General features: G+C 70.6%; 20 protein-coding genes and 2 pseudogenes. 14 read left to right on the top strand and 8 right to left on the bottom strand.

Annotation, left to right across the window (positions count from 1 at the left end; translation table 11 throughout):
* Positions 1-80 precede the first annotated feature (80 nt).
* Together OG379_RS19295 and OG379_RS19290 are read left to right on the top strand one after the other, a co-directional pair.
* Complete coding sequence (locus OG379_RS19295; RefSeq protein WP_405664410.1) at positions 81-764, top strand: GntR family transcriptional regulator; 684 nt, start codon at positions 81-83, stop codon at positions 762-764.
* Positions 761-2,068 (top strand): nitrate/nitrite transporter, encoded by a 1,308-nt coding sequence (locus tag OG379_RS19290; RefSeq protein ID WP_393756380.1) that lies wholly within the window; start codon positions 761-763, stop codon positions 2,066-2,068. Before OG379_RS19295 ends, OG379_RS19290 begins: the two co-directional genes overlap by 4 nt.
* A 62-nt stretch (positions 2,069-2,130) precedes the next feature.
* Here the strand turns inward: OG379_RS19290 and OG379_RS19285 are convergent, their stop codons facing one another.
* Positions 2,131-2,955, bottom strand: a complete 825-nt coding sequence (locus tag OG379_RS19285) for a maleylpyruvate isomerase family mycothiol-dependent enzyme (RefSeq protein WP_393756378.1) — start codon at positions 2,953-2,955, stop codon at positions 2,131-2,133.
* 199 nt (positions 2,956-3,154) lie between these two features.
* On the opposite strand from OG379_RS19285, the gene OG379_RS19280 reads away from it, so the two are divergent.
* On the top strand, positions 3,155-3,952 hold the full coding sequence (locus OG379_RS19280) for a carbon-nitrogen family hydrolase (RefSeq protein ID WP_393756376.1): 798 nt from the start codon (positions 3,155-3,157) through the stop codon (positions 3,950-3,952).
* 71 nt (positions 3,953-4,023) lie between these two features.
* On the opposite strand, the gene OG379_RS19275 is transcribed toward OG379_RS19280, so the two are convergent.
* A complete protein-coding gene (locus OG379_RS19275) occupies positions 4,024-4,542 on the bottom strand; it encodes an LURP-one-related/scramblase family protein (RefSeq protein ID WP_405664407.1) in 519 nt (172 codons plus the stop codon).
* Between the two features lie 64 nt (positions 4,543-4,606).
* Between OG379_RS19275 and OG379_RS19270 the strand changes: the two genes are divergently transcribed.
* The gene (locus OG379_RS19270; protein WP_405664405.1) at positions 4,607-6,418 is read left to right on the top strand and encodes an NHL domain-containing thioredoxin family protein; all 1,812 of its coding nucleotides are present in this window, start codon (positions 4,607-4,609) and stop codon (positions 6,416-6,418) included.
* A gap of 77 nt (positions 6,419-6,495) precedes the next feature.
* On the opposite strand, the gene OG379_RS19265 is transcribed toward OG379_RS19270, so the two are convergent.
* The 3 genes from OG379_RS19265 to OG379_RS19255 all read right to left on the bottom strand — a co-directional run bounded on the left by OG379_RS19265 (position 6,496) and on the right by OG379_RS19255 (position 10,100).
* Positions 6,496-6,717: a DUF6458 family protein gene (locus OG379_RS19265; protein ID WP_099173346.1), complete on the bottom strand. Its 222-nt coding sequence runs from the start codon at positions 6,715-6,717 to the stop codon at positions 6,496-6,498.
* Between the two features lie 105 nt (positions 6,718-6,822).
* Positions 6,823-8,121, bottom strand: a complete 1,299-nt coding sequence (locus OG379_RS19260; protein WP_393756370.1) for a M18 family aminopeptidase — start codon at positions 8,119-8,121, stop codon at positions 6,823-6,825.
* A 152-nt stretch (positions 8,122-8,273) separates the two neighbouring features.
* Positions 8,274-10,100: an acyl-CoA dehydrogenase gene (locus OG379_RS19255; protein ID WP_405664402.1), complete on the bottom strand. Its 1,827-nt coding sequence runs from the start codon at positions 10,098-10,100 to the stop codon at positions 8,274-8,276.
* Positions 10,101-10,271: 171 nt separating this feature from the next.
* On the opposite strand from OG379_RS19255, the gene OG379_RS19250 reads away from it, so the two are divergent.
* From OG379_RS19250 to OG379_RS19240, 3 genes are all read left to right on the top strand, one after another.
* Positions 10,272-10,712 carry an SseB family protein gene (locus OG379_RS19250; RefSeq protein WP_393756366.1) on the top strand — a complete coding sequence of 147 codons (441 nt, stop codon included), beginning with the start codon at positions 10,272-10,274 and terminating at the stop codon, positions 10,710-10,712.
* A gap of 173 nt (positions 10,713-10,885) precedes the next feature.
* Positions 10,886-11,842 carry a pirin family protein gene (locus OG379_RS19245; protein ID WP_393756364.1) on the top strand — a complete coding sequence of 319 codons (957 nt, stop codon included), beginning with the start codon at positions 10,886-10,888 and terminating at the stop codon, positions 11,840-11,842.
* Positions 11,843-11,931: 89 nt separating this feature from the next.
* Positions 11,932-13,008 (top strand): AI-2E family transporter, encoded by a 1,077-nt coding sequence (locus tag OG379_RS19240; RefSeq protein WP_405664400.1) that lies wholly within the window; start codon positions 11,932-11,934, stop codon positions 13,006-13,008.
* On the opposite strand, the gene OG379_RS19235 is transcribed toward OG379_RS19240, so the two are convergent.
* Positions 13,003-15,123, bottom strand: a complete 2,121-nt coding sequence (locus OG379_RS19235; protein ID WP_405664398.1) for a SpoIIE family protein phosphatase — start codon at positions 15,121-15,123, stop codon at positions 13,003-13,005. The genes OG379_RS19240 and OG379_RS19235 overlap by 6 nt on opposite strands.
* A gap of 174 nt (positions 15,124-15,297) precedes the next feature.
* Here OG379_RS19235 and aspS point away from each other — a divergent pair, with 174 nt between their 5' ends.
* From aspS to OG379_RS19220, 3 genes are all read left to right on the top strand, one after another.
* Positions 15,298-17,115 carry an aspartate--tRNA ligase gene (gene aspS, locus OG379_RS19230; RefSeq protein WP_405664396.1) on the top strand — a complete coding sequence of 606 codons (1,818 nt, stop codon included), beginning with the start codon at positions 15,298-15,300 and terminating at the stop codon, positions 17,113-17,115.
* 320 nt (positions 17,116-17,435) lie between these two features.
* Positions 17,436-17,570 carry a hypothetical protein gene (locus tag OG379_RS19225; RefSeq protein ID WP_405664394.1) on the top strand — a complete coding sequence of 45 codons (135 nt, stop codon included), beginning with the start codon at positions 17,436-17,438 and terminating at the stop codon, positions 17,568-17,570.
* 186 nt (positions 17,571-17,756) lie between these two features.
* Entirely contained in the window at positions 17,757-18,518 is a 762-nt protein-coding gene (locus tag OG379_RS19220) for a hypothetical protein (RefSeq protein WP_405664392.1), read from the top strand.
* Between the two features lie 84 nt (positions 18,519-18,602).
* Here the strand turns inward: OG379_RS19220 and metG are convergent, their stop codons facing one another.
* Positions 18,603-20,216, bottom strand: a complete 1,614-nt coding sequence (metG, locus tag OG379_RS19215; RefSeq protein ID WP_405664390.1) for a methionine--tRNA ligase — start codon at positions 20,214-20,216, stop codon at positions 18,603-18,605.
* Positions 20,217-20,363: 147 nt separating this feature from the next.
* Between metG and OG379_RS19210 the strand changes: the two are divergent.
* The 3 genes and pseudogenes from OG379_RS19210 to OG379_RS19200 form a co-directional block, all read left to right on the top strand.
* Positions 20,364-20,564 (top strand): annotated as a pseudogene (locus tag OG379_RS19210) (response regulator); the annotation flags it as partial.
* Positions 20,565-20,605: 41 nt separating this feature from the next.
* Positions 20,606-20,680: a hypothetical protein gene (locus OG379_RS19205; protein WP_405668578.1), complete on the top strand. Its 75-nt coding sequence runs from the start codon at positions 20,606-20,608 to the stop codon at positions 20,678-20,680.
* A 74-nt stretch (positions 20,681-20,754) separates the two neighbouring features.
* Positions 20,755-21,292 (top strand): annotated as a pseudogene (locus OG379_RS19200) (sensor histidine kinase); the annotation flags it as partial.
* Here OG379_RS19200 and OG379_RS19195 read toward each other — a convergent pair.
* Positions 21,226-22,782 (bottom strand): VWA domain-containing protein, encoded by a 1,557-nt coding sequence (locus OG379_RS19195; protein ID WP_405664388.1) that lies wholly within the window; start codon positions 22,780-22,782, stop codon positions 21,226-21,228. The pseudogene OG379_RS19200 and the gene OG379_RS19195 overlap by 67 nt on opposite strands.
* Positions 22,783-23,073: 291 nt before the next feature.
* On the opposite strand from OG379_RS19195, the gene OG379_RS19190 reads away from it, so the two are divergent.
* Positions 23,074-25,134 carry a PhoX family protein gene (locus OG379_RS19190; protein WP_405664386.1) on the top strand — a complete coding sequence of 687 codons (2,061 nt, stop codon included), beginning with the start codon at positions 23,074-23,076 and terminating at the stop codon, positions 25,132-25,134.
* The last annotated feature ends 135 nt before the right edge of the window (positions 25,135-25,269 follow it).

Below are 25,269 nucleotides of genomic sequence, written 5' to 3'. Positions count from 1 at the left end.
ACCAGGGTCGGATGTCCGCCCCCGCGTCCGGATCGCGGACGGGGAGGCGGACGCACCCATCTTGTATCTATGCTGTGTGCATGCCTGCCGCACCCATCGCCGAACCCGCCGCCCGCAAGGCGGTCCCCAAGCCCCCGCCCGCAGCCGAGCGCGTCTACACCCACATCAAGGAAGCCGTCCTCGACCGCCGCTACGAGGGCGGCACGTTCCTCACCGAGGGCGACCTCGCCGAGGCCGTCGGCGTGTCCCGGACCCCGGTGCGGGAGGCGCTGCTCCGGCTGGAGGTCGAAGGGCTGATCAAGCTCTACCCGAAGAAGGGTGCGCTGGTGCTCGCGGTCTCCGCGCAGGAGATCTCCGATGTGGTGGAGACCCGGCTGCTCGTGGAGGAGTTCGCCGCGCGGAAGGCCGTGCCCGCGTCGGCGCAGCTGATCGCCCGGCTGGAGCGGCTCCTGGAGGAGCAGCGGGAGCTCGCCGAGGCGGGCGACCTGGCAGCGGTCTCCGTCAAGGACCGGTGCTTCCACGCCGAGATCGTGAAGAACGCGGGCAACGAGATCCTCTCCCGCCTCTACGACCAGCTCCGTGACCGGCAGCTGCGCATGGGCGTGGCCGTGATGGAGGCGCACCCCGGCAGGATCGCCGCCAACATCACCGAGCACGGAGAGCTGCTGGACGCCATCAGGGCCGGCGACGCCGAGGGCGCCGCACAGGTCGTGCGGCGCCACGTCAGCCGGGTCAAGGTGCTGGTCCGGGGTGAGGACCGATGAGCTCCGCGTCCCCCACCCTCTCCCTGCCCGGAGACCCGCCCGGCGGCCGGCGTGCCGCGTGGGTCTGGGGCATCGGTGTCGCCGTCTACTTCGTCGCCATCATCTTCCGTACGAGTCTGGGCGTCGCCGGGCTCGACGCCGCCGAACGGTTCGAGGTCAACGCCTCGGCCCTGTCGACGTTCTCCATCCTGCAGCTGCTCGTCTACGCCGGCATGCAGATACCCGTGGGCCTCATGGTCGACAGGCTCGGCACCAAGAAGGTCCTCACCATCGGGGTGGTGCTCTTCACGCTGGGGCAGCTGGGTTTCGCGCTCTCCCCCTCGTACGGCATGGCTCTCGCCTCCCGCGCGATGCTCGGCTGCGGCGACGCGATGACGTTCATCAGCGTGCTGCGGCTCGGCGCCCGGTGGTTCCCGGCCCGGCGCGGGCCGCTGATCGGTCAGGTGGCCGCGCTCTTCGGGATGGCGGGCAACCTCGTCTCGACCCTCGTCATCGCCCGTGCGCTGCACGGCTTCGGCTGGACCGCGACCTTCGTCGGCAGCTCGCTGGCCGGCGTGGTGGTGCTGGTCCTGCTGCTGCTCTTCCTCAAGGACCACCCCGAGGGCCACGAGCCCCCGCCCGCCGAGCACGCCGGGGCGGCGTACGTGCGGAAGCAGATCGCCGCTGCCTGGCGGGAGCCGGGCACCCGCCTGGGTATGTGGGTGCACTTCACCACGCAGTTCCCCGCCATGGTCTTCCTGCTGCTGTGGGGCATGCCGTTCCTGGTCGAGGCGCAGGGGCTGAGCCGGGGCACCGCCGGTGAGCTGCTCACGCTGGTGGTGCTCTCCAACATGCTCGTGGGGCTCGTCTACGGGCAGATCATCGCCCGCCACCACGCGGCGCGGGCCCCGCTGGCCCTGGGGACGGTCGCGATGACCGCGCTGCTCTGGGCGTCGACGATCTTCTACCCCGGCGACCACGCGCCGATGTGGCTGCTGATCACCCTGTGCGTGGTGCTCGGCTCCTGCGGACCGGCCTCGATGATCGGCTTCGACTTCGGCCGGCCGGCCAATCCGCCGGAACGCCAGGGCACCGCTTCCGGCATCGTCAACATGGGCGGCTTCGTCGCCTCGATGACGACACTGTTCGCGGTCGGCGTCCTGCTGGACGCGACCGGGGACAACTACCGCGTCGCGTTCGCGTCGGTCTTCGTCCTGGAGGCGCTCGGCATCGTGCAGATCCTGCGGCTGCACGCCAGCGCCACCCACAGGGAACGCGACCACCACGTCGTCAGCCGGGTCGAAGCCGTGCACGTCCCTGCCTGACGGCGGTCCCGGCGGCGCGCCCGTCCTGGCCTGTCCAGGGGCGGGCGCCGCCGGTCACGGGGTCACGGCGTCACGGCGAAGTGACGCAGGATCTCGGCCGCCAGCTCCTGGTCGCCATCGATCTTGATCCGGTCCTCCACGGCCTGCGCCCGGACCCGGCCGCAGGCCAGCCGGTAGTACGTCTCCCAGTCCATCGCCAGGGTCGCCGCGGGGCCCAGAGACGGCGCGCCGTCGACCGAACCGCGGCCCTCGCCGTCGACCCTGACCGTACGCAGGAACTCCAGCGGGCCGTGCACATCGAAGACCACGGCCGAATTGGGCGGTGCGCCCGCGTCCTTGGCGACCACCTTCGCCAGTCCGACCAGCAGCGTGTCCCGGACGACGAGGGCGCCGGGGGAGTCCAGATTGCCGGGCTGTCCCAGCGTCGTGCGCAGGTCCTGCTCGTGCACCCAGACGTCGAACGCCCGCATCCGCAGTGCCAGTTCCAGGGTCTGCTCGGCGCCGAGAGGTGCCCGCACCATGGTCTCGGGGGCGCGCGACTCGTTGCGCAGCTGACGCATGCGCCGGATGAGCGTGTACTCCAGCTCCGAGGTCATCTCCGGCGCGGTGTGGTGGCGCCGTACGTCGACCTGCATCTCCATGTAGCGCTGGTGGTCGTTCTGCACGTGGTAGAGGTCGCGCGGCAGCGTGTGGATCGGGCGGGGGTCGCCGAGCTGCTCGCACTCCATGCCGATGACGTGCGAGACGATGTCGCGTACCGACCAGCCCGGGCAGGGCGTCCGGCGGTTCCACTCCCCCTCGACGAGCGGCTTGACCAGCTCGGATATCGACTCGACGGAGTGGGTCCAGGCATCGGCATAGGTCTGGAGGCTGGGATGGACGGTCACGGGACCCCTCGTGCGGTTCTGCGGTGCATGGGCTGGAGAGCAGGGAGTGCCGACGGGAGGGCCGGCACCGACGTCGCTGTCTGCGGGCTGCGTGGGAGGTTCGCTCGCTAAGTTACGCTGCGAGCAGGCACCCCGGCAGTGCTTTCGTGTGACGATCGTAGGCCCGCGTTGACGGCTTCCATGCCAGGACGGTGGTAGTGTGCACGCCTCCCTCATCCAGATCGCAGTAAACCCGGATGAATCGGTCAATTCCCGTAGAGAGCGCGCGGCTTCGCTGGTCGTGGCCCAGCGGGGTGCGGACCTGGTCCTCCTTCCCGAGCTCTGGCCGGTCGGTGCCTTCGCCTACACCGCGTTCGCCGATGAGGCCGAGCCCCTGCAAGGCCCCACCCATGACGTCATGGCGAAGGCGGCGGCCGAGGCCGGGGTCTGGCTGCACGCCGGGTCGTTCGTCGAGCGCGCCGAGGACGGCACCCTCTACAACACCTCGCTGGTCTTCTCGCCCGAGGGTGAGCTGGCCGCCGCCTACCGCAAGATCCATCGCTTCGGCTTCGACAAGGGCGAGGCGGTGCTCATGGGGGCCGGGGAGGAACTCGTCACCGTCGCCCTGCCGGAGACCGTGGTCGGCCTCGCCACCTGCTACGACCTGCGCTTCCCCGAGCAGTTCCGGGGGCTCGTCGACGCGGGTGCCGAGACCCTGATCGTCGCGGCCGGCTGGCCGGAGCGCCGTCGTTCGCACTGGACCCTGCTGGCACAGGCCCGCGCGGTGGAGAACCAGGCGTACGTGCTGGCGGTCGGGTCGGCCGGTACCCACGCGGGGGTCGAGCAGGCGGGCCACAGCATCGTCGTCGACCCCTGGGGCGAGGTGCTTGCCGAGGCCGGGGCCGGCGAGGAGGTGCTCACCGTGGAGTTCGACCCGGCGAAGGCCACCACCACCCGGGAGCAGTTCCCGGCCCTCAAGGACCGCCGCCTGGGCCTCGCGCCACGGCGCCTGGCCTGAGCCGTACGCAGACCTCCCGAGGGCCCGGTTTCACGTGAAACCGGGCCCTCGGCGGTCCGGCTGCCTGCCGGTCAGTCCTCGTCGTGGCCCTTGTCGTGATCCTTGTTGTGCTCCTTGTCCGCGAGGACGATGACGCACACCGCCACGGCGAGAAGCAGCGGCACATCGGCGTCCTCCCGCACGATGTCGACGCCGTAGGTGTCGCGGACGGTCAGCCAGCGCCGGGAGATCTGGGCGAGCAGCTCCCCGTCGTAGTCGATGGCGAACTCGCGGTCCAGGATCTTGCCGCTGACGTCCAGCTCGGTCCCGTCCACCAGGACCACCCGGTAGTGGTTGCGCAGGAGCGAGAGTCGCTTCCGCTTGATCTTGGCGAGTTCCTCGCCGTTCCGCTCGATCAGCATGGTGTCGCGCAGGCTGATCAGTTTCTGGCGGATCTCCACCAGCACCTGGCCGTCGGTGTCCTTCAGTTCGAAGGTGTCACGGAGCCGCATGGCCTTGCCGTCGACGAGGAAGAGCTTCCGCCCGTCCGCGTCCTCGATCCAGTAGTCGTCGCCGACGCCGAACAGTCGCTCACGCACGAGAAGTCTCATGGATCACAGGTTCCCCGACGACCTGCCGGAATGTGGGCAGGCCACGGTGCTGTTGACTGTTGTCATGACAGCACGTGCACGTGTCCGCGCCCCCGAACTGATCGGCAAGGGCGGCTGGCTCAATACAGGCGACCGGCAGTACACCCTTGCTGACCTGCGGGGACGCATTGTCATTCTGGATTTCTGGACATTCTGCTGCGTGAACTGTCTGCATGTGCTCGACGAGCTGCGTGAGCTGGAGGAGAAGCACCGCTCCACCGTGGTGATCATCGGTGTCCACTCCCCGAAGTTCGTGCACGAGGCTGAGCACCAGGCCGTGGTCGACGCCGTCGAGCGGTACGAGGTGCACCACCCCGTGCTCGACGACCCCGAGCTCGCCACCTGGAAGCAGTACGCCGTCCGCGCCTGGCCCACGCTCGTCGTCGTGGACCCCGAGGGCTACGTCGTCGCACAGCACGCCGGTGAGGGGCACGCGCACGCCATCGAGAAGCTGGTCGAGGAGCTGGAGGCCGAGCACGCCGCGAAGGGCACCCTGCACCGCGGCGACGGCCCCTACGTCGCTCCGGAGCCCGTCGCCGGCCACCTGCGGTTCCCCGGCAAGGCGCTCGCACTCCCGGACGGCGGCTTCCTGGTCTCGGACACCACCCGGCACCGCCTGGTCGAGCTGGAGGCCGACGGCGAGACCGTGCGGGGGCACTTCGGCGCCGGTGAGCGCGGACTCGCGGACGGTGGCCGGGACGAGGCCCGGTTCAGCGAACCGCAGGGTCTCGCCGTGCTGCCGGACGGCCGGATCGCCGTCGCGGACACCGTCAACCACGCGATCAGGGCGCTCGACCTCGCCACGGGAGTGACGACCACGCTCGCCGGGACCGGACGCCAGTGGTGGCAGTCCTCCGCCACCAGCGGCCCGGCCACGGAGGTGGACCTGTCGTCGCCGTGGGACGTCGCCTGGTTCGGCGACCGGCTGTGGATCGCGATGGCCGGCGTCCACCAGCTGTGGACGTACGACCCCGGGCAGGGGACGGTGCGGGTCGCCGCCGGGACGACCAACGAGGGTCTGGTCGACGGGCCCGGGGACGAGGCGTGGTTCGCGCAGCCGTCCGGTCTGGCCGCGGCCGGCGATCGTCTCTGGGTCGCAGACTCCGAGACCTCCTCGCTGCGCTTCGTGGACCTGGAGGGCGCTGTCCACACCGCCGTCGGTACCGGCCTCTTCGACTTCGGCCACCGGGACGGCCCCGCTGAGCAGGCGCTTTTCCAGCACCCGCTGGGTGTCACGGCCCTCCCTGACGGCTCCGTGGCCGTGAGCGACACCTACAACCACGCGCTGCGGCGGTACGACCCGGAGAGCGGCGAGGTCACCACGCTGGCCACCGATCTGCGGGAGCCGAGCGACGCGGTCCTGGTGGACGGCGATCTGGTCGTCGTCGAGTCCGCACGGCACCGGCTGACCCGGCTCCGGCTTCCCGAGGAGGCCGTGAGGGTCGCGGACCGGGCCCACCGCACCCAGCGCGCGGCCACCGAGGTCGCCGCCGGCACGCTGAGGCTGGACGTGGTCTTCCAGGCGCCCGCGGGGCAGAAGCTCGACACCCGTTACGGCCCCTCCACCCGGCTGCTGGTCTCCTCGACCCCGCCGGAGCTGCTGGCCGAGGGGTCGGGCCAGGGGACGGATCTGGGTCGTGACCTGGTCCTCGCGGACGGGGTCACCGAGGGTGTTCTGCACGTGTCCGCGATGGCGGCGTCCTGCGACGACGACCCGGACAACGAGTACCCGGCCTGCCATGTGCACCAGCAGGACTGGGGCGTCCCCGTGAGCGTCACCGCCGGAGGGACGTCCAGGCTCCCGCTGGTGCTGGCCGGGATGGACGAACAGGACTGACGGCCGACCGGCCCGGCGGCGCCCCGCCACATGCCCTCAGGGCACGTGCCGGCGGTGCCGCCTGTCGGGACGTCAGCTCACCGGTAGCGGCGCTCGTCCTCCGAGACGACCGTGGTGGTGGGCGGCACGACCATGCGGCGGCGCCGCGCGATGCTCACGTAGACGAAGACGCCGACGAGGCCGACGAGCATCATGATCCAGCCGACCAGGTCGACGTTGACGGTATCCATTTCCCAGTCGGTGGCGAACGCCAGGATCGCCCCGGCACCGATCAGGAGAATGCATCCTCCGAGTCCCATGATTTCCGCCTCCTCGACGGCCCGGTGAATCCGGGCCGGTGTACGGATCGCGTACCCGGCCCGGCAACAACCATGTCCGCCGGGGCGGTTGGGACGGTGGAGGGATCAGCCCGCGAGGAACGCCGTGAGCGCGTTGGCCAGGAGGTACGGGTCGTCGGCGCCGCAGAGTTCACGCGCGCTGTGCATCGAAAGGATCGCCACACCGATGTCGACGGTCGTGATGCCGTGCCGGGCCGCGGTGATCGGGCCGATCGTCGTGCCGCACGGCATCGAGTTGTTGGAGACGAACGTCTGCCACGGCACACCGGCCTTCTCGCAGGCCGCGGCGAACACGGCGCGGCCGCCGCCGTCGGTCGCGTAGCGCATGTTGACGTTCACCTTGAGGATGGGCCCGCCGTTGGCCACCGGGTGGTGCGTCGGGTCGTGGCGCTCGGCGTAGTTGGGGTGGACGGCGTGGCCGGTGTCCGAGGAGAGACAGACGGTTCCGGCGAAGGCCCGGGCACGGTCCTCGTACGAACCGCCGCGGGCGAAGACGGAGCGCTCCAGGACCGTGCCCAGCAGCGGGCCGTCCGCGCCGGTGTCGGACTGGGAGCCGTTCTCCTCGTGGTCGAAGGCGGCCAGCACGGGGATGTACGGGATCTCGCCGTCGGGCTGCCCGGACACGGCGGCCAGCGCGGCCGTCGCGGCGTGCACCGAGAGCAGGTTGTCCATGCGCGGACCGGCGAGGAGTTCACGGTCGCGGCCCAGGTAGGCGGGCGGCTCGACGGGGTGCGGCATGAGGTCCCAGCCGGTGATCTCCGCGGCCTCGACGCCCGCCGCGTCGGCGACGAAGCGGATGAGGTCGCCCTCCTCGACGTCGCCGAGTCCCCAGATCGGCTGCATGTGCTTCTGGCGGTCGAGCTTGAGGCCGTCGGGGTTGGCGGACCGGTCCAGGTGCACGGCGAGCTGGGGGACGCGCAGCAGGGGCCGGTCGATGTTCACCAGCCGGTGCGTGCCGTCGCGCAGGGAGATGCGGCCGGCGAGACCGAGGTCCCGGTCGAGCCAGGTGTTCAGGAGCGTCCCGCCGTAGACCTCGACGGCGATCTGGCGCCAGCCGTGCGCACCCGAGTCGGGCAGCGGCTTGACCCGCAGGTTCGGGGAGTCGGTGTGGGCGCCCACGATCCTGAACGGGGTGTGGGCGGCGGCGCCCTCCGGCACGTACCAGGCCACGATGGCGCCACCCCGCAGGACGTACTTCCCGCCGGTGGAGCCGTCCCACGCGTCCGTCTCCTCGACCTGCCGGAATCCGGCCTTCTCCAGCCGCGCGGCGGCCGCGGCCACGGCGTGGTACGGGGAAGGGGCCGCCATCAGGAAGGCCATCAGATCGTCGGTGTGCCCGCGGTCGAAGCGGAGGGGAGAGCTCATGTTCTTCACTGTAACGACGGCGGACGGGGGACGTTTAACGGTGTACGACGTCGTGCCGCCGCCCGTGTCCGGAAAGTTGCCCCACCCACCACGACGCCGCCACCCGGAGGGATCCGGATGGCGGCGTCATCAGGGGCTGGGCGGGACGACGACTAGAACGCGGCCTCGTCGAGCTCCATCAGCGAGTTGTCGACGGACTCGGCCAGCGCGCGCTCGCCGGAGACGCCCGGCAGGACGTTCGCGGCGAAGAACTTCGCAGCGGCGATCTTGCCCTGGTAGAAGGCGGCGTCCTTGGCGGAGGCGTTGCGCAGCTTCTCGGAGGCCACGACCGCGCCCTTGAGCAGCAGGTAGCCGACGACGACGTCGCCCGAGGCCATCAGGAGGCGGGTCGTGTTGAGACCGACCTTGTAGATGTTCTTGACGTCCTCGCCCGTGGCGGTGAGGTCGGTGATCATCGTGCCGACGATCGCCTCCAGGTCCACCGCGGCCTTGGCGAGGTTGTCCAGCGAGCCGGACAGCTCCTCGTCGCCCTGGGCGCTCGCGAGGAACTTCTTGATCTCCTCGGAGAGGGTGTTGAGCGAGGCGCCCTGGTCGCGGACGATCTTCCGGAAGAAGAAGTCCTGGCCCTGGATCGCCGTCGTGCCCTCGTAGAGGGTGTCGATCTTGGCGTCGCGGATGTACTGCTCGACCGGGTACTCCTGGAGGTAACCGGAGCCGCCGAACGTCTGGAGCGACTGCGCGAGCTGCTCGTAGGACTTCTCGGAGCCGTAGCCCTTCACGATCGGGAGCAGCAGGTCGTTGAGGCCGTTGAGCGCCTTGGCGTCCTCGCCCGCGGCCTCCTTCACCTGGATCGCGTCCTGGACGGAGGCGGTGTACAGCACGAGGGAGCGCATGCCCTCGGCGTACGCCTTCTGCGTCATCAGGGAGCGGCGCACGTCGGGGTGGTGCGTGATGGTGACCTTGGGGGCCGTCTTGTCCATGAACTGCGACAGGTCGGTGCCCTGGACGCGCTCCTTGGCGTACTCCAGCGCGTTGAGGTAGCCCGCCGAGAGGGCCGCGATGGCCTTCGTGCCGACCATCATGCGGGCGAACTCGATGATGCGGAACATCTGACGGATGCCGTCGTGCTTGTCGCCGATCAGCCAGCCCTTGGCGGGGTGCTGGTCGCCGAAGGTCATCTCGCAGGTGTTCGACGCCTTGAGGCCCATCTTGTGCTCGACGTTCGTCGCGTACACACCGTTGCGCGCACCGAGCTCGCCGGTGGTCCAGTCGAAGTGGAACTTCGGGACCAGGAAGAGGGAGAGGCCCTTGGTGCCCGGGCCGGCGCCCTCGGGGCGTGCCAGGACGTAGTGGAGGATGTTCTCGGACATGTCGTGCTCGCCCGAGGTGATGAAGCGCTTCACACCCTCGATGTGCCAGGAGCCGTCCTCCTGCTCGACCGCCTTCGTGCGGCCGGCGCCCACGTCCGAGCCGGCGTCCGGCTCGGTCAGCACCATCGTCGAGCCCCACTGCTTCTCGACGGCGATCTCCGCGACCTTCTTCTGCGCCTCGTTGCCCTCGTCGAAGAGGATGCCGGCGAACGCGGGACCGGAGGAGTACATCCAGACCGCCGGGTTCGAGCCGAGCAGCAGCTCCGCGTAACCCCAGATCAGGGAGCGCGGCGACGTCGTGCCGCCGATCTCCTCGGGCAGGCCCAGGCGCCAGTACTCGGAGTCCATGAAGGCCTGGTAGGACTTCTTGAAGGAGGCCGGGACGGGCGCGGTGTTCGTCTCGGGGTCGAAGACCGGCGGGTTGCGGTCCGCGTCGGCGTACGAATCGGCGAGCTCGTTCTCCGCGAGGCGGGTCACCTCGTCCAGGATGCTCTTCGCGGTGTCGACGTCCATCTCCGCGAACGGGCCGGTGCCGTACAGCTTGTCGCGCCCGAGGACCTCGAAGAGGTTGAACTCGATGTCGCGGAGATTCGACTTGTAGTGCCCCATGGGAAGGCTCCGTAATCAATAGCAGTGGCGCGCAGCGCCCCGTGGAGGAGTGAGGTTCGGGCGACGGACGGCCGGGCGTGGGTGTATCACCTGACCCCTACGATGATGCTACCCGTCAGTAATAAGACGCAACCCCCCGAGGCACGGATGTGTCCGATTACTCTTTGCGGCATGTATGGCTACGACCAGAACCAGGGCGCACAGCAGCAGATGGGCGGCGGCTACGGCGACCAGCCGTTGTACCCCGAGCCCTCGCCGCCTTCCCTGGCCGACGCGGTACGGGCCTTCACGACCGGTTCGCTGTCCGCGGAGGACTTCCAGCAGATCTTCGCCACGGCGAAGGTCTACTGCCCGCGCGGCGACAACCCCGGCTTCCTGGCGCTCCACAACACCCAGCAGCCGGTGATCCCCATGTTCACGACGCTCAAGGAGCTCCGGAGCTACGCGGGCAAGGAGTCCAAGTACTTCGTGATCACGGGCGCCGAGGTGATCGACCTGCTGCCGACCGGCTACGGCTTCGTCCTGGACATGGAGGGTGATCACCGCATGGTCTTCGACGCCAAGGCGGTGGAGCAGATGGTGGACTTCGCGATGCGTCGTATGTACGGATAGGCACCCCCTGCTCCGTGGGCGGCCGAGGGCGTCCGCGACCCGAGGTGGCACGAGGGCCCGCACCGACCGGTGCGGGCCCTCGTGCTGTCCGGGGCGGCGGGAATGGATGCCGCCTTGCTAGATGTTCACCGTTCAACTAAATTGGACGCAGAAGACTCCCGGAGGTGGCTCCCATGCCCGCAGTGACCGTCGAAAACCCGCTGACCCTGCCGAAGGTCGCGGCCCAGGCCGAGGCCGTGGCCCGCCCTGTGCTGACCGTCACGACCGCGCCCAGCGGTTTCGAGGGCGAGGGGTTCCCGGTGCGGCGTGCCTTCGCCGGGATCAACTACCGGCACCTCGACCCGTTCATCATGATGGACCAGATGGGTGAGGTGGAGTACGCGGCCGGCGAGCCGAAGGGGACCCCCTGGCACCCGCACCGCGGCTTCGAGACCGTCACGTACATCATCGACGGGAGCTTCATCCACAAGGACAGCCACGGCGGCGGCGGTGCCATCGAGAACGGCGACACCCAGTGGATGACCGCCGGCAGCGGGCTCCTGCACATCGAGACGCCGCCGGAGGCGCTCGTCATGTCCGGCGGCCTCTTCCACGGCCTCCAGCTCTGGGTGAACCTGCCCAAGGCCGACAAGATGATGGCCCCGCGCTACCAGGACATCCGTGGTGGCCAGGTCCAGCTCCTCGCCTCCCCGGACGGCGGCGCGCTGCTCCGTGTCATCGCCGGTGAGCTCGACGGCCACGAGGGCCCGGGCATCACGCACACGCCGATCACCATGGTCCACGCGACGATCCGGCCGGGTGCCGAGGTGACGCTCCCGTGGCGCGAGGACTTCAACGGCCTCGCGTACGTCCTCGCCGGGCGCGGCAGCGTCGGTGAGGAGCGCCGCCCGGTCCGCACCGGGCAGACCGCGGTCTTCGGCAAGGGGTCCTCGCTGACCGTCCGCGCCGACGAGACGCAGGACGGCAACACCCCGGACCTGGAGGTCGTGCTGCTCGGCGGGCGTCCGATCCGTGAGCCGATGGCGCACTACGGGCCGTTCGTGATGAACACCCAGGACGAGCTCAAGCAGGCCTTCGAGGACTTCCAGGCGGGCCGCCTCGGCAAGGTCCCGGCAGTCCACGGCATGTGACCGGCCCCTCCGGTCGTACGGGTGACGGCCCGTCACCCGTACGACCGTGCGGAAGGGACACCACTCCCCGCCCGTGATCGGGTGGGAGGGTGCCTATCCGGAAGCCCCTCCTGCCCGATGTCGCGCGGCGGACGGCCGCTTGGTGCGGCGTTCTGCTCCTGGTCGTCGGCGTCGTGGCTGTGGCCATCTGGCTGGTGGTGGTGCTCAAGACCGCGGTCACCCCGGTCCTGCTGGCGCTGCTCGGCACGGCTCTGCTCGGCCCCGTCCACCGCTGGCTGACCGCCCACAAGGTGAACAGATCCGTGGCGGCCGGACTCACCTGCGCCGCGCTCGTCGCGGTGGGCGGCGGCGCCGGATACATCGTCGTCACCGCCCTCGTCGACACCGGCGACCAGATCGTGGCCTCGCTGAAGGACGCGGCACAGTGGGTCATCGACCACTTCGACATCGAAGGGGTCGCGAATGTGGACGACCTGGCGGACAACGCGAAGAAACTGATCGGGAAGTTCGGCGCGAGTGCCGCGGGCGGACTGCTCACCGGGATCAGCGTCATCGGCTCGCTCGTGACCACGGCGGTCCTGGCCCTGCTGCTGACGTTCTTCTTCCTGCGCGACTCCGACCGTGCCGTCCACCTCGCCCACACCATCGCCCCGCGCGGCACGGGCGGACTCGTGGAGGCCATGGGGCGCAGGGCCTTCGAAGCCGTCGAGGGGTTCATGCGCGGCACCACCTTCATCGCCCTGATCGACGCGCTGTGCATCACGGTGGGCCTGCTGATCCTGCGGGTGCCGGGGGCGGTGGGACTGGGCGCGCTGGTCTTCGTCGGCGCCTACATCCCGTATCTCGGGGCCTTCATCTCCGGTGCCGTGGCGGTGCTGGTCGCGCTCGCCGACCGGGGCATCGTGATCGCGCTCTGGGCGCTGGGAGTGGTGCTCGCCGTCCAGGTGCTGGAGGGGCACGTGCTCCAGCCCGTCATCCAGAGCCGTACGGTCCAGATGCACCCCGCCACGATCATGATCGCGCTGACCGCGGGCGCGAGCGTCGCGGGGCTGCTGGGCATGCTGCTGGCGGTGCCGGTGTGCGCCGCGGTGTTCGGGGTGATCGGCGAGCTGCGCAAGGGATACGAGGCCGGAGGCCGGGAGGACGCGGTGCCCGGGAGTTCATGAGCCGGTGACGCCCAGCTCGGCCGGTTCCGGGGACTCGTACAGCTCGAACCAGATCGACTTCCCCTCGCCCCTCGGGTCCACCCCCCAGGCGTCGGCGAGCATCTCCATCAGCACCAGCCCTCGGCCGCTGGACGCCATCTCCCCCGGCCGCCGCTTGTGCGGCAACTCGTCACTGGTGTCGGCCACCTCGACACGCAGCCGCCGCTCTCCCCGCTCGCCCGTCACCTCCGCGACGAGCAGCGCGTCCCCGTCCGTGTGGACGAGCACGTTCGTGGACATCTCGGAGACCATCAGCTCCGCCGAGTCGACCTGCTCCGTGTCCGCCCAGTCGTGCAGCAGCTCCCGCAGCTGCTGGCGGGCGGCCGCGACGCGCTCGGGCTCCGCCTGGGCGATGCTCATGGCCGAGCGCCGCCCCGGGGTCCTGCGTGTCCGTGCGGCCTCGCGGCGCAGCACCATGACCGCGATGTCGTCCTCGCGGCGGTCCACCAGCGGCCCGGTCGTGTAGTGGGAGCCGGGCCCGTGCACCGTCTGCACGAGGGCGTCCGCGAGCTCCTCCAGGTCCTCGACGGGCTTCTCCAGGACCGGCCTGAGCCTGGTCCATCCGGTGGCCATGTCGTGTCCGCCGGTCTCGATGAGCCCGTCCGTGCACAGCATGATCGTCTCGCCGGGGCTCAGGACCACGCGGGTCGTCGGGTAGTCGGCGTCCTTCTCGACGCCCAGGGGCAGCCCTCCGGCGGTCTGCCGGATGACCGCCGTGCCGTCGACGCTGATCACCACCGGGTCCGGGTGGCCCGCGCGAGCGACGTCGAGGGTCCCGTTCTCGGGGTCGGCCTCCGCGTACAGGCAGGTCGCGAAGCGTGTCGCGTCCGACCGGTCCTCGCCGTCGTCGAGGTCGTACGTCTCGGTCAGTCCGGACAGGAAGCGCGAGGCCCGGGAGAGCACGGCGTCGGGGCGGTGCCCCTCGGAGGCGTACGCGCGCAGGGCGATCCTCAGCTGGCCCATCAGTCCCGCCGCCCGCACGTCATGGCCCTGGACGTCACCGATGACGAGGGCGATCCGGCCGTTGGGGAGCGGGATCACGTCGTACCAGTCGCCGCCGACCTGGAGACCTCCTCCTGTCGGGATGTAGCGCGCCGCCACCGTCAGGCCGGGCACACCGGGGCCCAGGGACGGCCTCATCGCCCGCTGGAGGCCCAGCGACAGCTCGCGCTCGGTCTCGGCCGCCCCGGCGCGGGTCAGCGCCTGCGCGAGCATCCTGGCCACCGTCGTCAGCACGGAACGCTCGTCCGGTGAGAAGGCCACGTTGTGCCGGAATCCCGCCATCCAGGCGCCCATGGTGTGCCCGGACGAGATCAGCGGCAGAAAGGCCCAGGACTGGCGCCCGAACTCCTGGGCGAGGGGCCAGGTGGCCGGGAAGCGACGCCGGTACTCCTCGGGGGTCTCGAGGTAGATCGCCTGGCCGGTCCGCACGACCTCGGCGGCCGGGTAGTCCGTCTGCAGGGGCATGTCGGTGAAGGGCTTCTCGTCGCCGACGTTGTGTCCGTGGTGCCCGATGATCGTCAGCCGCTCGCCCGAGACCCCGAACACGGCGAGACCGTCCGGCGAGAAGCCGGGCATGGAGAGCGAATGGGCGACCCGCAGAACCTCCTCGGTTGACCCGGCCTCGGCCAGCGCCCGTCCCGCGTCCAGCAGGAACGCCTCGCGCGACCGCCGCCAGTCGCCCGTGAGCGGGGTCTTCGCCGCTGTGTCCTCCGGGGGCTGGGTGACCTCCTGGAGGATGCCCTTCAGTACGTACGTGTGGCGGCCAGGGGTGTCCAGCGGGATCGGCTTCGACCGGGTGCGCACCGTGCGTACGACCGTGCCGTTCCCGTCCACGATCCGCATTCTGGCCTCGGCCACCGTGCCCTCGGCGATCGCGAAGTTCACGATGCCGTCGATCTCGTTCCAGTCGGCCGGGTGGAACCGGGGGCGCACCTCCTCGCCGGGGCGGGCCGTGGCCTCGGCGGGCAGTCCCACCAGCCGCGCCGCCTCGGCGTCGAGCGTGACCGTGCCCGATGAGCTGTCCCAGCTCCACAGCCCGGTCCCGATCGCAGCCAGGATCTCCTCGGTGCGCATTGCCCCACTTTAGGAAGATGTTCTCCACGGTCGCCACCGAGGGAGAGCGCCCGCCGGAGGCCGCCGGGCGGGTCTCGGACAGCCGTGCGGCGACAATGCCAATGAAGCGGTGCGTCCACGGGCGGTAGCCTGGGGTGTCAATCCACCCCGACCGCGAAGACTGGATGAACGACGATGCATCGGTACAGGTCCCACACCTGCGGCGAGCTCCGCGCCTCTGACGTCGGCACCGACGTCCGGCTGAGCGGCTGGCTGCACAATCGTCGAGACCTGGGCGGCATCCTCTTCATCGATCTGCGCGACCACTACGGTCTGGTGCAGCTCGTCGCCCGCCCCGGCACCCCCGGCAACGACGCCCTGGCGAAGCTGACCAAGGAGACCGTCGTCCGCATCGACGGCAAGGTCTCCGCTCGCGGCTCCGACAACGTCAACCCGGAGCTCCCGACCGGTGAGATCGAGATCGAGGTCACCGAGGTCGAGGTGCTGGGAGAGGCCGGCCCCCTGCCCTTCACGATCAACACCGAGGACGGGGTCAACGAGGAGCGGCGCCTGGAGTACCGCTTCCTCGACCTGCGCCGCGAGCGCATGCACCGCAACATCATGCTGCGCTCGGCCGTGATCGCCTCCATCCGCTCCAAGATGGTGGCCCTCGGCTTCAACGAGATGGCGACGCCGATCCTCACCGCGACCTCCCCCGAGGGCGCCCGTGACTTCGTGGTCCCGTCCCGGCTGAACCCGGGCAAGTTCTACGCGCTCCCCCAGGCGCCGCAGCAGTTCAAGCAGCTGCTGATGATCTCCGGCTTCGACCGCTACTTCCAGATCGCGCCGTGCTTCCGCGACGAGGACGCCCGCGCCGACCGCTCGCCCGGCGAGTTCTACCAGCTCGACGTCGAGATGTCGTTCGTCGAGCAGGAGGACGTCTTCCAGCCGATCGAGAAGCTGATGACCGAGCTCTTCGAGGAGTTCGGCAACGGCCGCCACGTCACCTCGCCGTTCCCGCGCATCCCCTTCCGCGAGTCGATGCTGAAGTACGGCAACGACAAGCCCGACCTGCGGGCGAAGCTGGAGCTCGTCGACATCTCCGACGTGTTCGCCGACTCCGGTTTCAAGGCGTTCGCCGGCAAGCACGTCCGCGCCCTTCCGGTGCCGGACACCGCGGGCCAGTCCCGGAAGTTCTTCGACGGCCTCGGTGAGTACGCCGTCGAGCACGGAGCGAAGGGCCTCGCCTGGGTCCGCGTGGGCGAGGACGGCACGCTGGCCGGGCCGATCGCGAAGTTCCTCACCGAGACGGACGTCAAGACCCTCACCGAGCGGCTGTCCCTGGCCCCCGGCCACGCGGTCTTCTTCGGCGCGGGCGAGTTCGACGAGGTCTCCAAGATCATGTCCGCCGTCCGCGTGGAGGCCGCCAAGCGCGCCGGCCACTTCGAGGAGGGCGTCTTCCGGTTCTGCTGGATCGTCGACTTCCCGATGTACGAGAAGGACGAGGAGACCGGCAAGATCGACTTCTCGCACAACCCCTTCTCGATGCCCCAGGGCGGCCTGAAGGACCTGGAGGAGAAGGACCCGCTGGACATCCTCGCCTGGCAGTACGACATCGTCTGCAACGGCATCGAGCTGTCCTCCGGCGCCATCCGTAACCACGAGCCCGAGCTGATGCTCAAGGCCTTCGAGATCGCCGGCTACGACCGCGAGACCGTCGAGCACGAGTTCGCGGGCATGCTCCGTGCCTTCCGCCTCGGCGCCCCGCCGCACGGTGGCATCGCCCCGGGTGTCGACCGCATCGTGATGCTGCTGGCCGACGAGCCCAACATCCGCGAGACGATCGCCTTCCCGCTCAACGGCAACGCCCAGGACCTGATGATGGGCGCCCCGACCGTGCTGGACGAGAGCCGGCTGCGCGAGCTGCACATCCAGCTCCGCAAGCCCGTCGCGGCGGCGAAGGACAAGGCCGATGTCACGGACGCCGTGGCGAGGGACACCGGCGCGAAGTAGGCGTCACCAGTTCCGCTTCGGTTCCACGTGAAACAGTCCCCGGCCGACGGCCGGGGACTGTTTCACGTGCGGAGCCGGCAGCGACGGAACTCGCACAGGAACGCACAGCCGACTCTCATGTCCCTGCCAGTCGGGCTGCCTGGTGTCACCGCCCATGACGGAGAATCAGGGCCCCGGGCACAAGAAGGACCTCACCCGGCGCCGCGTGGTGATCGGCGGTGCGGCGGTCGTGGCCGCGGCAGGAGTCGGGGCCGGGGTCGTCGCCACCGCCTCATCCCAGGAGGAGAAGAGCGAGGCATCCGGCACGACGACCGGACAGGGTGAGGCGTGTTCTGAAGCTCTCGTACCGCAAGGGGAGGATGGCGCGCGGCGTGATCGGCTCCATCACGATGGGCGTCGACCCCGACGAGACCCACGACGGGACCGACCTCTGGACGGCACAGGACCCCCGGTGAAGGGCCCGGAACCATGACGGTTCCGGGCTCTTTGCCTGCGTACGGGTGGACCGTGCGGAACTCCCGGACCCCGGGTACACGAACCGGGTACATCCGGATGGCCCCGGTTCCGGTTCGGCGCCGTCGGGCCCGGCAAGGACTGGCACGGGAAGTGCTCGTCCGCCCCTCACCGAGGAGTCCCGCACCGTGTCCGTCCCGCGTCGCCCGTACGTCCTGCTCGTCACCCTGTTCCTGCTGGTCATCGGCTGTTCCGCCGGGGCGGTGCAGACCACCGACCCCTCCGCGCCCCGCGGTGGGGCCGGTCCGGAGTCCTTGGCCGCCCCGCCCCGCCCCGTCGAGAGCCTCCGCCCCCCGGCGGAGATCCCGGCGCTGGGCCCGGAGACCCGGGCGCAGATCCCTGCCACGGCCCGGCAGGCCGTCGTGGTGACCGGGCAGGGCCCCGATTCCAACCGTTCCGCCGTCATGCTCTACAGCCTCGACGACCCCGCTCTCGGCTGGAGACCCGGGGCGGGCCCCTGGCCCGCCCACAACGGCATGGAGGGCTGGACGGACCACCATCTCGCGGACGACCTCCGGTCCCCCGTCGGGGTCTTCGGCCTCACCGACGCGGGCGGCCGGCTGCCCGACCCGGGCGCGCTGCTCCCGTACGACGAGCAGCACCGCTTCGCGGTGAGCGGCGAGGGCTTTCTGGGGGAGCCGCTCGAAGGCTCCTTCGACTACGTCGTCGCCATCAACTACAACCGGACCCCGGGCACCAGTCCCCTGGACCGCACCCGGCCGCTCGGCGCGGAGAGAGGCGGCGGCATCTGGATCCACGTGGACCACGGCGGACCGACCCAGGGCTGCGTCTCGCTGACCGAGGACCGGATGCGCGAGCTGCTGCTCACCCTGGACCCCGCCAAGCACCCGGTGATCGTGATGGGGGACGCCGCGTCGCTGGCCCGGTGAACCGCCGGACGCGCTGACGGGTCACACGAAGGAGCCCGGGTCCCGATGCGTTCGGGTCCCGGGCTCCTGCACTGCGTGCGCCGCTTACGCGGGCTTCTCCTCCAGGCGCGGGAACAGCACCGCGCCCTTCGTCACCGTCGCGCCCACGGGCAGCTGACCCCAGCGGCCCGCGTCCTGAACCGGCTGGTCGGCCAGGGCGCCCAGGGACGCCTCGGCGCCCAGGGACTCCCACAGCTTCTGCGAGGTGTCCGGCATGACGGCGTTCAGCAGGACCGCGACGCCGCGCAGCGCGTCGGCCGCCGTGTACAGGATGGTCGCGAGCCGTGCCTGGCCCTCGGGCGACGTGTCCTTGGCGACCTTCCAGGGCTCCTGCTCCGTGATGTAGCCGTTGACCTGCTTCACGAAGTCGAAGATCGCCAGGATGCCGCCCTGGAAGTCCAGCTCCTCGCCGATCTTCTGATCGGCCGAGGCGACGGCCCTGGCCAGGCCCTCCTGGACCGCCCGCTCCGCGTCACCGGCGGCAGTGGCCTCCGGGAGCGCACCGCCGAAGTACTTGCCGACCATGGCCGCGACGCGCGAGGCGAGGTTGCCGTAGTCGTTGGCGAGCTCGGAGGTGTAGCGGGCGCTGAAGTCCTCCCAGGAGAAGGAGCCGTCGCTGCCGTACGCGATGGCCCGGAGGAAGTACCAGCGGTACGCGTCCACGCCGAAGTGCGAGGTCAGGTCCTGCGGCTTGATGCCCGTCAGGTTCGACTTGGACATCTTCTCGCCGCCGACCATCAGCCAGCCGTTGGCGACGACCTTGCCGGGCAGGGGAAGGCCCTGCGCCATCAGCATGGCCGGCCAGATGACCGAGTGGAAGCGCAGGATGTCCTTGCCGATCAGGTGCACGTCCGCCGGGAAGGTGCCGTCGAACTTCTCCTGGTTGGCGCCGTAGCCGACCGCCGTCGCGTAGTTGAGCAGGGCGTCGATCCACACGTAGATGACGTGCTTCGGGTCCCACGGCACCGGGACGCCCCAGTCGAACGTGGAGCGTGAGATCGACAGGTCCTGAAGGCCCTGCTTGACGAAGTTCACGATCTCGTTGCGGGCGGACTCGGGCTGGATGAAGCCCGGGTTGGCCGCGTAGAACTCCATGAGCTTCGGGCCGTACTCGCTGAGCTTGAAGAAGTAGTTCTCCTCCTTGAGGAGCTCCACCGGCTTCTTGTGGATCGGGCACAGCTTCGTGCCGTCCTCGGCCTCGATCAGGTCGCCGGGGAGCTTGTACTCCTCGCAGCCGACGCAGTACGGGCCTTCGTACCCGCCCTTGTAGATCTGGTCCTTGTCGTACAGGTCCTGCACGAACTCCTGCACACGGTCGGTGTGCCGCTTCTCCGTCGTACGGATGAAGTCGTCGTTCGCGATGTTCAGGTGCTCCCAGAGGGGCTTCCAGGCCTCCTCGACGAGCTTGTCGCACCAGGCCTGGGGCGTGACGTCGTTCGCCTCGGCCGTGCGCATGATCTTCTGACCGTGCTCGTCCGTGCCGGTGAGGTACCACACCTTCTCGCCGCGCTGGCGGTGCCAGCGGGTGAGCACGTCGCCTGCGACGGTCGTATAGGCGTGCCCCAGGTGAGGAGCGTCGTTGACGTAGTAAATGGGGGTCGATACGTAGAAACTCTTCACGCCGTCGCCCCCTTGCTTCTCGGATCCAGTGGCCGCCATGGTCGAAATCCTAACGGTCCGTGGGAGATCCACTCACATCGATTACGGCCGCCCCGGCCGCGGAGAGCTTTGCGAAACATCCTTTCCCGTACCAAAGACGCATCCTGGGAGGAGTGGGCTCACATGCACGAGGCAGGGGACAACACGATGCGGGTACTGGTCGCCCGGGACGAGGAGATCCTGGCCGAGCTGGTGGCGACCGGGCTGCGGCGGGCGGGATTCGCCGTCGGCACCGTCCACAGCGGGGATGCCGCGCTCGCCTACCTCGGGCTGCGCGACTGAGACGTCGTCGTCCTGGACCGTGATCTTCCCCGGGTGCACCTCGACGACGTGGCCCGCAGGCTCGTGTCGAGCGTGGGAGACCCCATCCCGGCGCCGTCCGCGTCTGCATGAGCAAGCTGCGCGCCAAGCTGGGGGAGCCGGCACTGATCCGCACCGTCCAGGGCGTCGGATACGCCCTGTGAGCCGGCTGTTGAGGCTCGTGCGGGCGACCGGGACGGCGCAGGTCCGGCACTCGACGATCCGGATGCGGATCGCCCTCGTGCTGGCGCGCAGCGAACGCGGGCCGGCGAGGAGCGAGCGCGCGGAGGTCGACCTGGCGCAGGTGGTGGCGGAGGAGACCGCCCGGCCCGTGGCGTCGCCCGGCCCGGAGGTGACGGTCGCGGTCGAGCCCGGCGTCGTACGGGGGAACCGGCAGCTGCTCGCGCAGCTCGCGGCGAACCTGCTGTCCAACGCGGTGCGGTACAACGTGCCCGGCGGGCCGCGTGGAGGTGTCACTGGCGGCGGACGGGGTCCTGGTGGTCCGCACCACCGGCCCGGTGGTGGCCGAGGCGGACATCGCCGGGTTCTTCCAGCCGTTCCGGCGCGGGGAGGGGCGGGACCGGACGGGGCAGGGATCGGGGCTCGGGCTGTCGATCGTGCGTTCTGTCGCGATGGCCCACGGCGGTACGGTCACGGCGGTACCCGGCCCGGAGGGCGGGCTCGCCGTGACCGTACGGCTGCCGGTGGATCAGTCCTCCGCGACGACCCCGCGGGCGGCGGCCCAGGCGGGCAGTGCGGCGAGGACCTCACGGTAGAAGGCCGCGTCGGGGACCTCGCGCGGGGCGGGGCCCGCGTGGAAGAACCCGGCGTTCTCGGCGTCCAGCTTGCGCAGGAAGTCGAAGGCCTTCGCGTCCTCGTCGCCGAACGCGACGAACTGGAAGAAGAGCGGCAGCCGTGCCGCGTCCGCCAGGGCCTGCTTGGCCGCCACCTTGGCGTCCGGGGCGCCGTCCGTCTGGAAGACGATCAGCGCCGGGCCGTTGGCGCCTGACTTCTCGTAGTGCGCGACGACCTCCTCGACGGCCCGGTGGTAGTTCGTCCGGCCCAGGCGGCCGAGGCCCGCGTTCAGCTCGTCGATCCGGCCCTCGTGGGCGGTGAGGTCGATCGCCCCGGTGCCGTCGATGTCGGTCGAGAAGAAGACGACCGGCACGGTGGCGTTCGGGTCCAGGTGGGCCGCGAGCGCCAGGGTGCGGTCGCCCAGGTGCTGGGCGCTGCCGTCCTTGTAGAACGGCCGCATGGAACCGGACCTGTCGAGCACCAGATACACGGTGGCCCGCAGCCCGGTCAGTCCGTGCGCCTTGAGCCCGGCCTGTGCGGCCTTGTACGGGGTCACGAGCGCGGGCGCCGCCGCCTTGACCCGGGCGAGGGTGACGGCGGGCTTGCCGGCGGGGGCGGCGGACCTGGCCGCGGGCGCGGCTTCCGGCTCGGGCGCGGCGACGGGCTGCGGTGCGGCTTCGGCGACCGGCTCCGCGGCGGCGACGGGCTCCGCCTTCGGCGGCTCCGGGGTGGCCTCCGGTTCCGGTGCGGCTTCGGCGACCGGCTCCGGGGCGGCGACGGGCTCCGCCTTCGGCGGCTCGGGTGCGGCTTCCGGCTCGGGCGCGGCGACGGGCTCGGCGGCCGCGACCGGCTCGGGCTCGACGGTCGGCTCGGGCGCGGCGACAGGCTCCGGTGGGGCTTCGGCGACGGGCTCCGCGGCGGCGACCGGCTCGGGCTCGGCGGCCGCGACCGGCTCGGCCGGCTTCTCGGTGGCGGCCGGCTCGACGACCGCCTCCGCCTTCTCCTCGGCAGCCGTCGCCTCGGCGGCAGGAAGCTCCTCCGCCTCCGGCTCCGGGTCCATGTCGATCGTGATCGGCGCGGGGGCAGCCGGCTCCGTCACCGCGGCGGCCTCCTCGGCCGCGTCCTTCCCGGCGTCCGCGGCCGGCTTCGCCTCCGGGTCCGACCCCTGGGCCGGAACCCTCGGCGCGGACGTGGAGGCAGGCGTGGTCGCCGAGGTCGTGGCCGCCTTGTCGAAGGCCGCCGCGACCAGGTCCGACGCCTGTCCGCTGTCGACCCCGGTACCGGCGGACCGGTCCGAGGAGGAGGCCGGGGCCGGTACCGAGGCCTTCGCGGGCTCGGCCGCCGAAGTGGCGGTCTCCGGCTCCGGCTCCGTGGGCTGGGTGCGCTCGGCCTGGGGCGGGACGGTGGCCGTGGTCGGCTCGTCCTGCTCCGTCCGGCCGAACACCTTGCGCAGCAAGCTCCGAATGCCCATGGGCGAGGCCTTTCGCATGAGTTGGGTGCGATAAATGTCCGTACTGCGGGAATTGATCCCTGGCCAGGGCGGATACGTAAGGTTAGCGGCCGGATCCGGCCGTTCGGCTGCGCGGCCCGCCCCTGCGTCAACCGAGCTCCAACCGAGTCGTGACCGAGTCCTGAACGGGGCCCGGGGCAAAGGGAAGAGGAGCGGTGTCCCGGACTTCACCCTCCGTTCACCGGCAGTCCCACGAACGGCGTGGATGCGCACCTACCGTCACGCGTGACACACAGACGGAGGGACGAAAACGTGCGCGATCTGCTGCCGCTCATCGGCTCGCACCAGGGCGGGCGCTCTGCGCTGACCTGCCGCTACCGCTGCGGTGACGCCTGCTTCCAGGAGGTCCCGAACACCAGCGACAACGAGTACGCCGGCGACATCATCGCCGGTGCCCTGTCACGCCGGTCGATGATGCGCGCCGCCGCCGTGGTGACCGTGGCCGCCGCCGCCGGGACCACCGCTCTCGCCGGCCCCGCCGCCCCGAGTGCCGAGGCCGCGCCCCTCGCCGGCCGTACGGCCGGCAAGCCGAAGCCCACCGCCTCGGGCGCCCGGGGCCTGCGCTTCGCGGCGGTCGCGCCCAACACGGCCGACAAGGTCACGATCCCCGACGGCTACGGCCAGAACGTCGTGATCCGCTGGGGCGAACCGATCCTGCGCGGCGCCCCCCGCTTCGACCCCGACAAGCAGTCGGCGAAGGCGCAGGCGGGCCAGTTCGGCTACAACAACGACTTCCTCTCCCTGCTCCCGCTGCGCGGTGAGCGCGGCCGTCAGGTGCTGGTCGCCAACCACGAGTACACGGACGAGATCCTGATGTTCCGTGGATACGATCCGGCCAGTCCGACCCGTGAGCAGGTCGAGATCGCCTGGGCGGCGCACGGACTCTCCGTGGTCGTCGTCCAGGAGGAGAACCGCACCGGCAAGCTCTCGCCGGTCAACCGCCACCCGCTGAACCGCCGTCTCACCGCGACCAGCGAATTCCGGGTCACCGGCCCCGCCGCCGGGAGCCCGCTGCTCCGCACCTCCGCCGACCGCACCGGCCGCAAGGTGCTGGGCACCCTGAACAACTGCGCGGGCGGCACCACCCCGTGGGGCACCACGCTGCACGGCGAGGAGAACTTCAACCAGTACTTCGCCAACGGTTCCAGCGACACCGACAAGCGCTACGGCATCGGCACGGCCGCCACCGAGCGCAAGTGGGAGCGGTTCGACAAGCGCTTCGACCTGGCGCAGGAGCCCAACGAGGCGCACCGCTTCGGCTGGGTCGTCGAGCTCGACCCGTACGACCCCGACTCCACGCCCCGCAAGCGGACCGCGCTCGGCCGGTTCAAGCACGAGGCGGCGCAGCCCCGGCTGACCGCCGACGGCCGCCCCGTGGTCTACATGGGCGACGACGAACGGTTCGACTACTTCTACAAGTTCGTCTCCAGCAAGCGGATGAAGAAGGGGAACTCGCGGGCCGCCCGGGAGCACAACCTCACGCTGCTGGACGAGGGGACGCTGTACGTCGCCAAGCTGACCGGCGACTCCCCGTCCGCGGAGTTCGACGGCACGGGCAAGCTCCCCTCGGACGGCGAGTTCGACGGCAGCGGCGTCTGGATCCCGCTCGCCACGGGCACCACCTCGCACGTCCCGGGCATGACGGCCGACGAGGTGTATGTCTTCACCCGCCTGGCCGGTGACAAGGTCGGCGCGACGAAGATGGACCGCCCCGAGGACGTCGAGCCCTCGCCGCGCACCGGCCGGGTCTACATCGCGCTCACCAACAACACCGACCGCGGCAAGGCGGGCAAGGCGGGCGCCGACGAGGCCAACCCTCGCAACGCCAACAAGCACGGTCAGATCCTGGAGCTCGCGGAGAACTGGGACGACCCGGCGGGTGACGGCTTCGCCTGGCGGCTGTTCCTCGTCGCGGGTGACCCGGAGGACCCGGCGACGTACTTCGCCGGGTTCCCGAAGGAGAAGGTCAGCCCCATCTCCTGCCCCGACAACGTGGCCTTCGACGACCACGGCAACCTCTGGATCTCCACGGACGGTGCCCAGCTCGGTTCGCACGACGGCCTGTTCGGCGTCGCCACGCAGGGCGAACGGCGGGGCGAGCTCAAGCAGTTCCTGACGGTGCCGACCGGCGCGGAGACCTGCGGCCCGGTGATCCAGGACCGCCGCGTCCTCGTCGCCGTGCAGCACCCGGGAGAGGTCGACGGCGCCTCCGTCGAGAAGCCCGCGAGCACCTGGCCGGACGGGCCGGGCCGGATCGTGCGCCCGTCGGTCGTCGCCGTCTGGCGCAAGGACGGCAGCGACATAGGCGTCTGAACCGCCCGGCTCTGCACAAACGGAGCCCTCACTACGGCCTGTGTCCGTGTGGTGCACGGCTGATGAGTGTCGTTCAAATGTGCGCACAGGCCCCTCGATTGTGTTGCTAGCGTGACCGGCCGTTGTGCCTGATGA

This window comes from Streptomyces sp. NBC_01166, from assembly GCF_045039765.1.
Lineage (GTDB): Bacteria > Actinomycetota > Actinomycetes > Streptomycetales > Streptomycetaceae > Streptomyces.
This window is presented reverse-complemented; position numbering and strand designations above follow the sequence as displayed.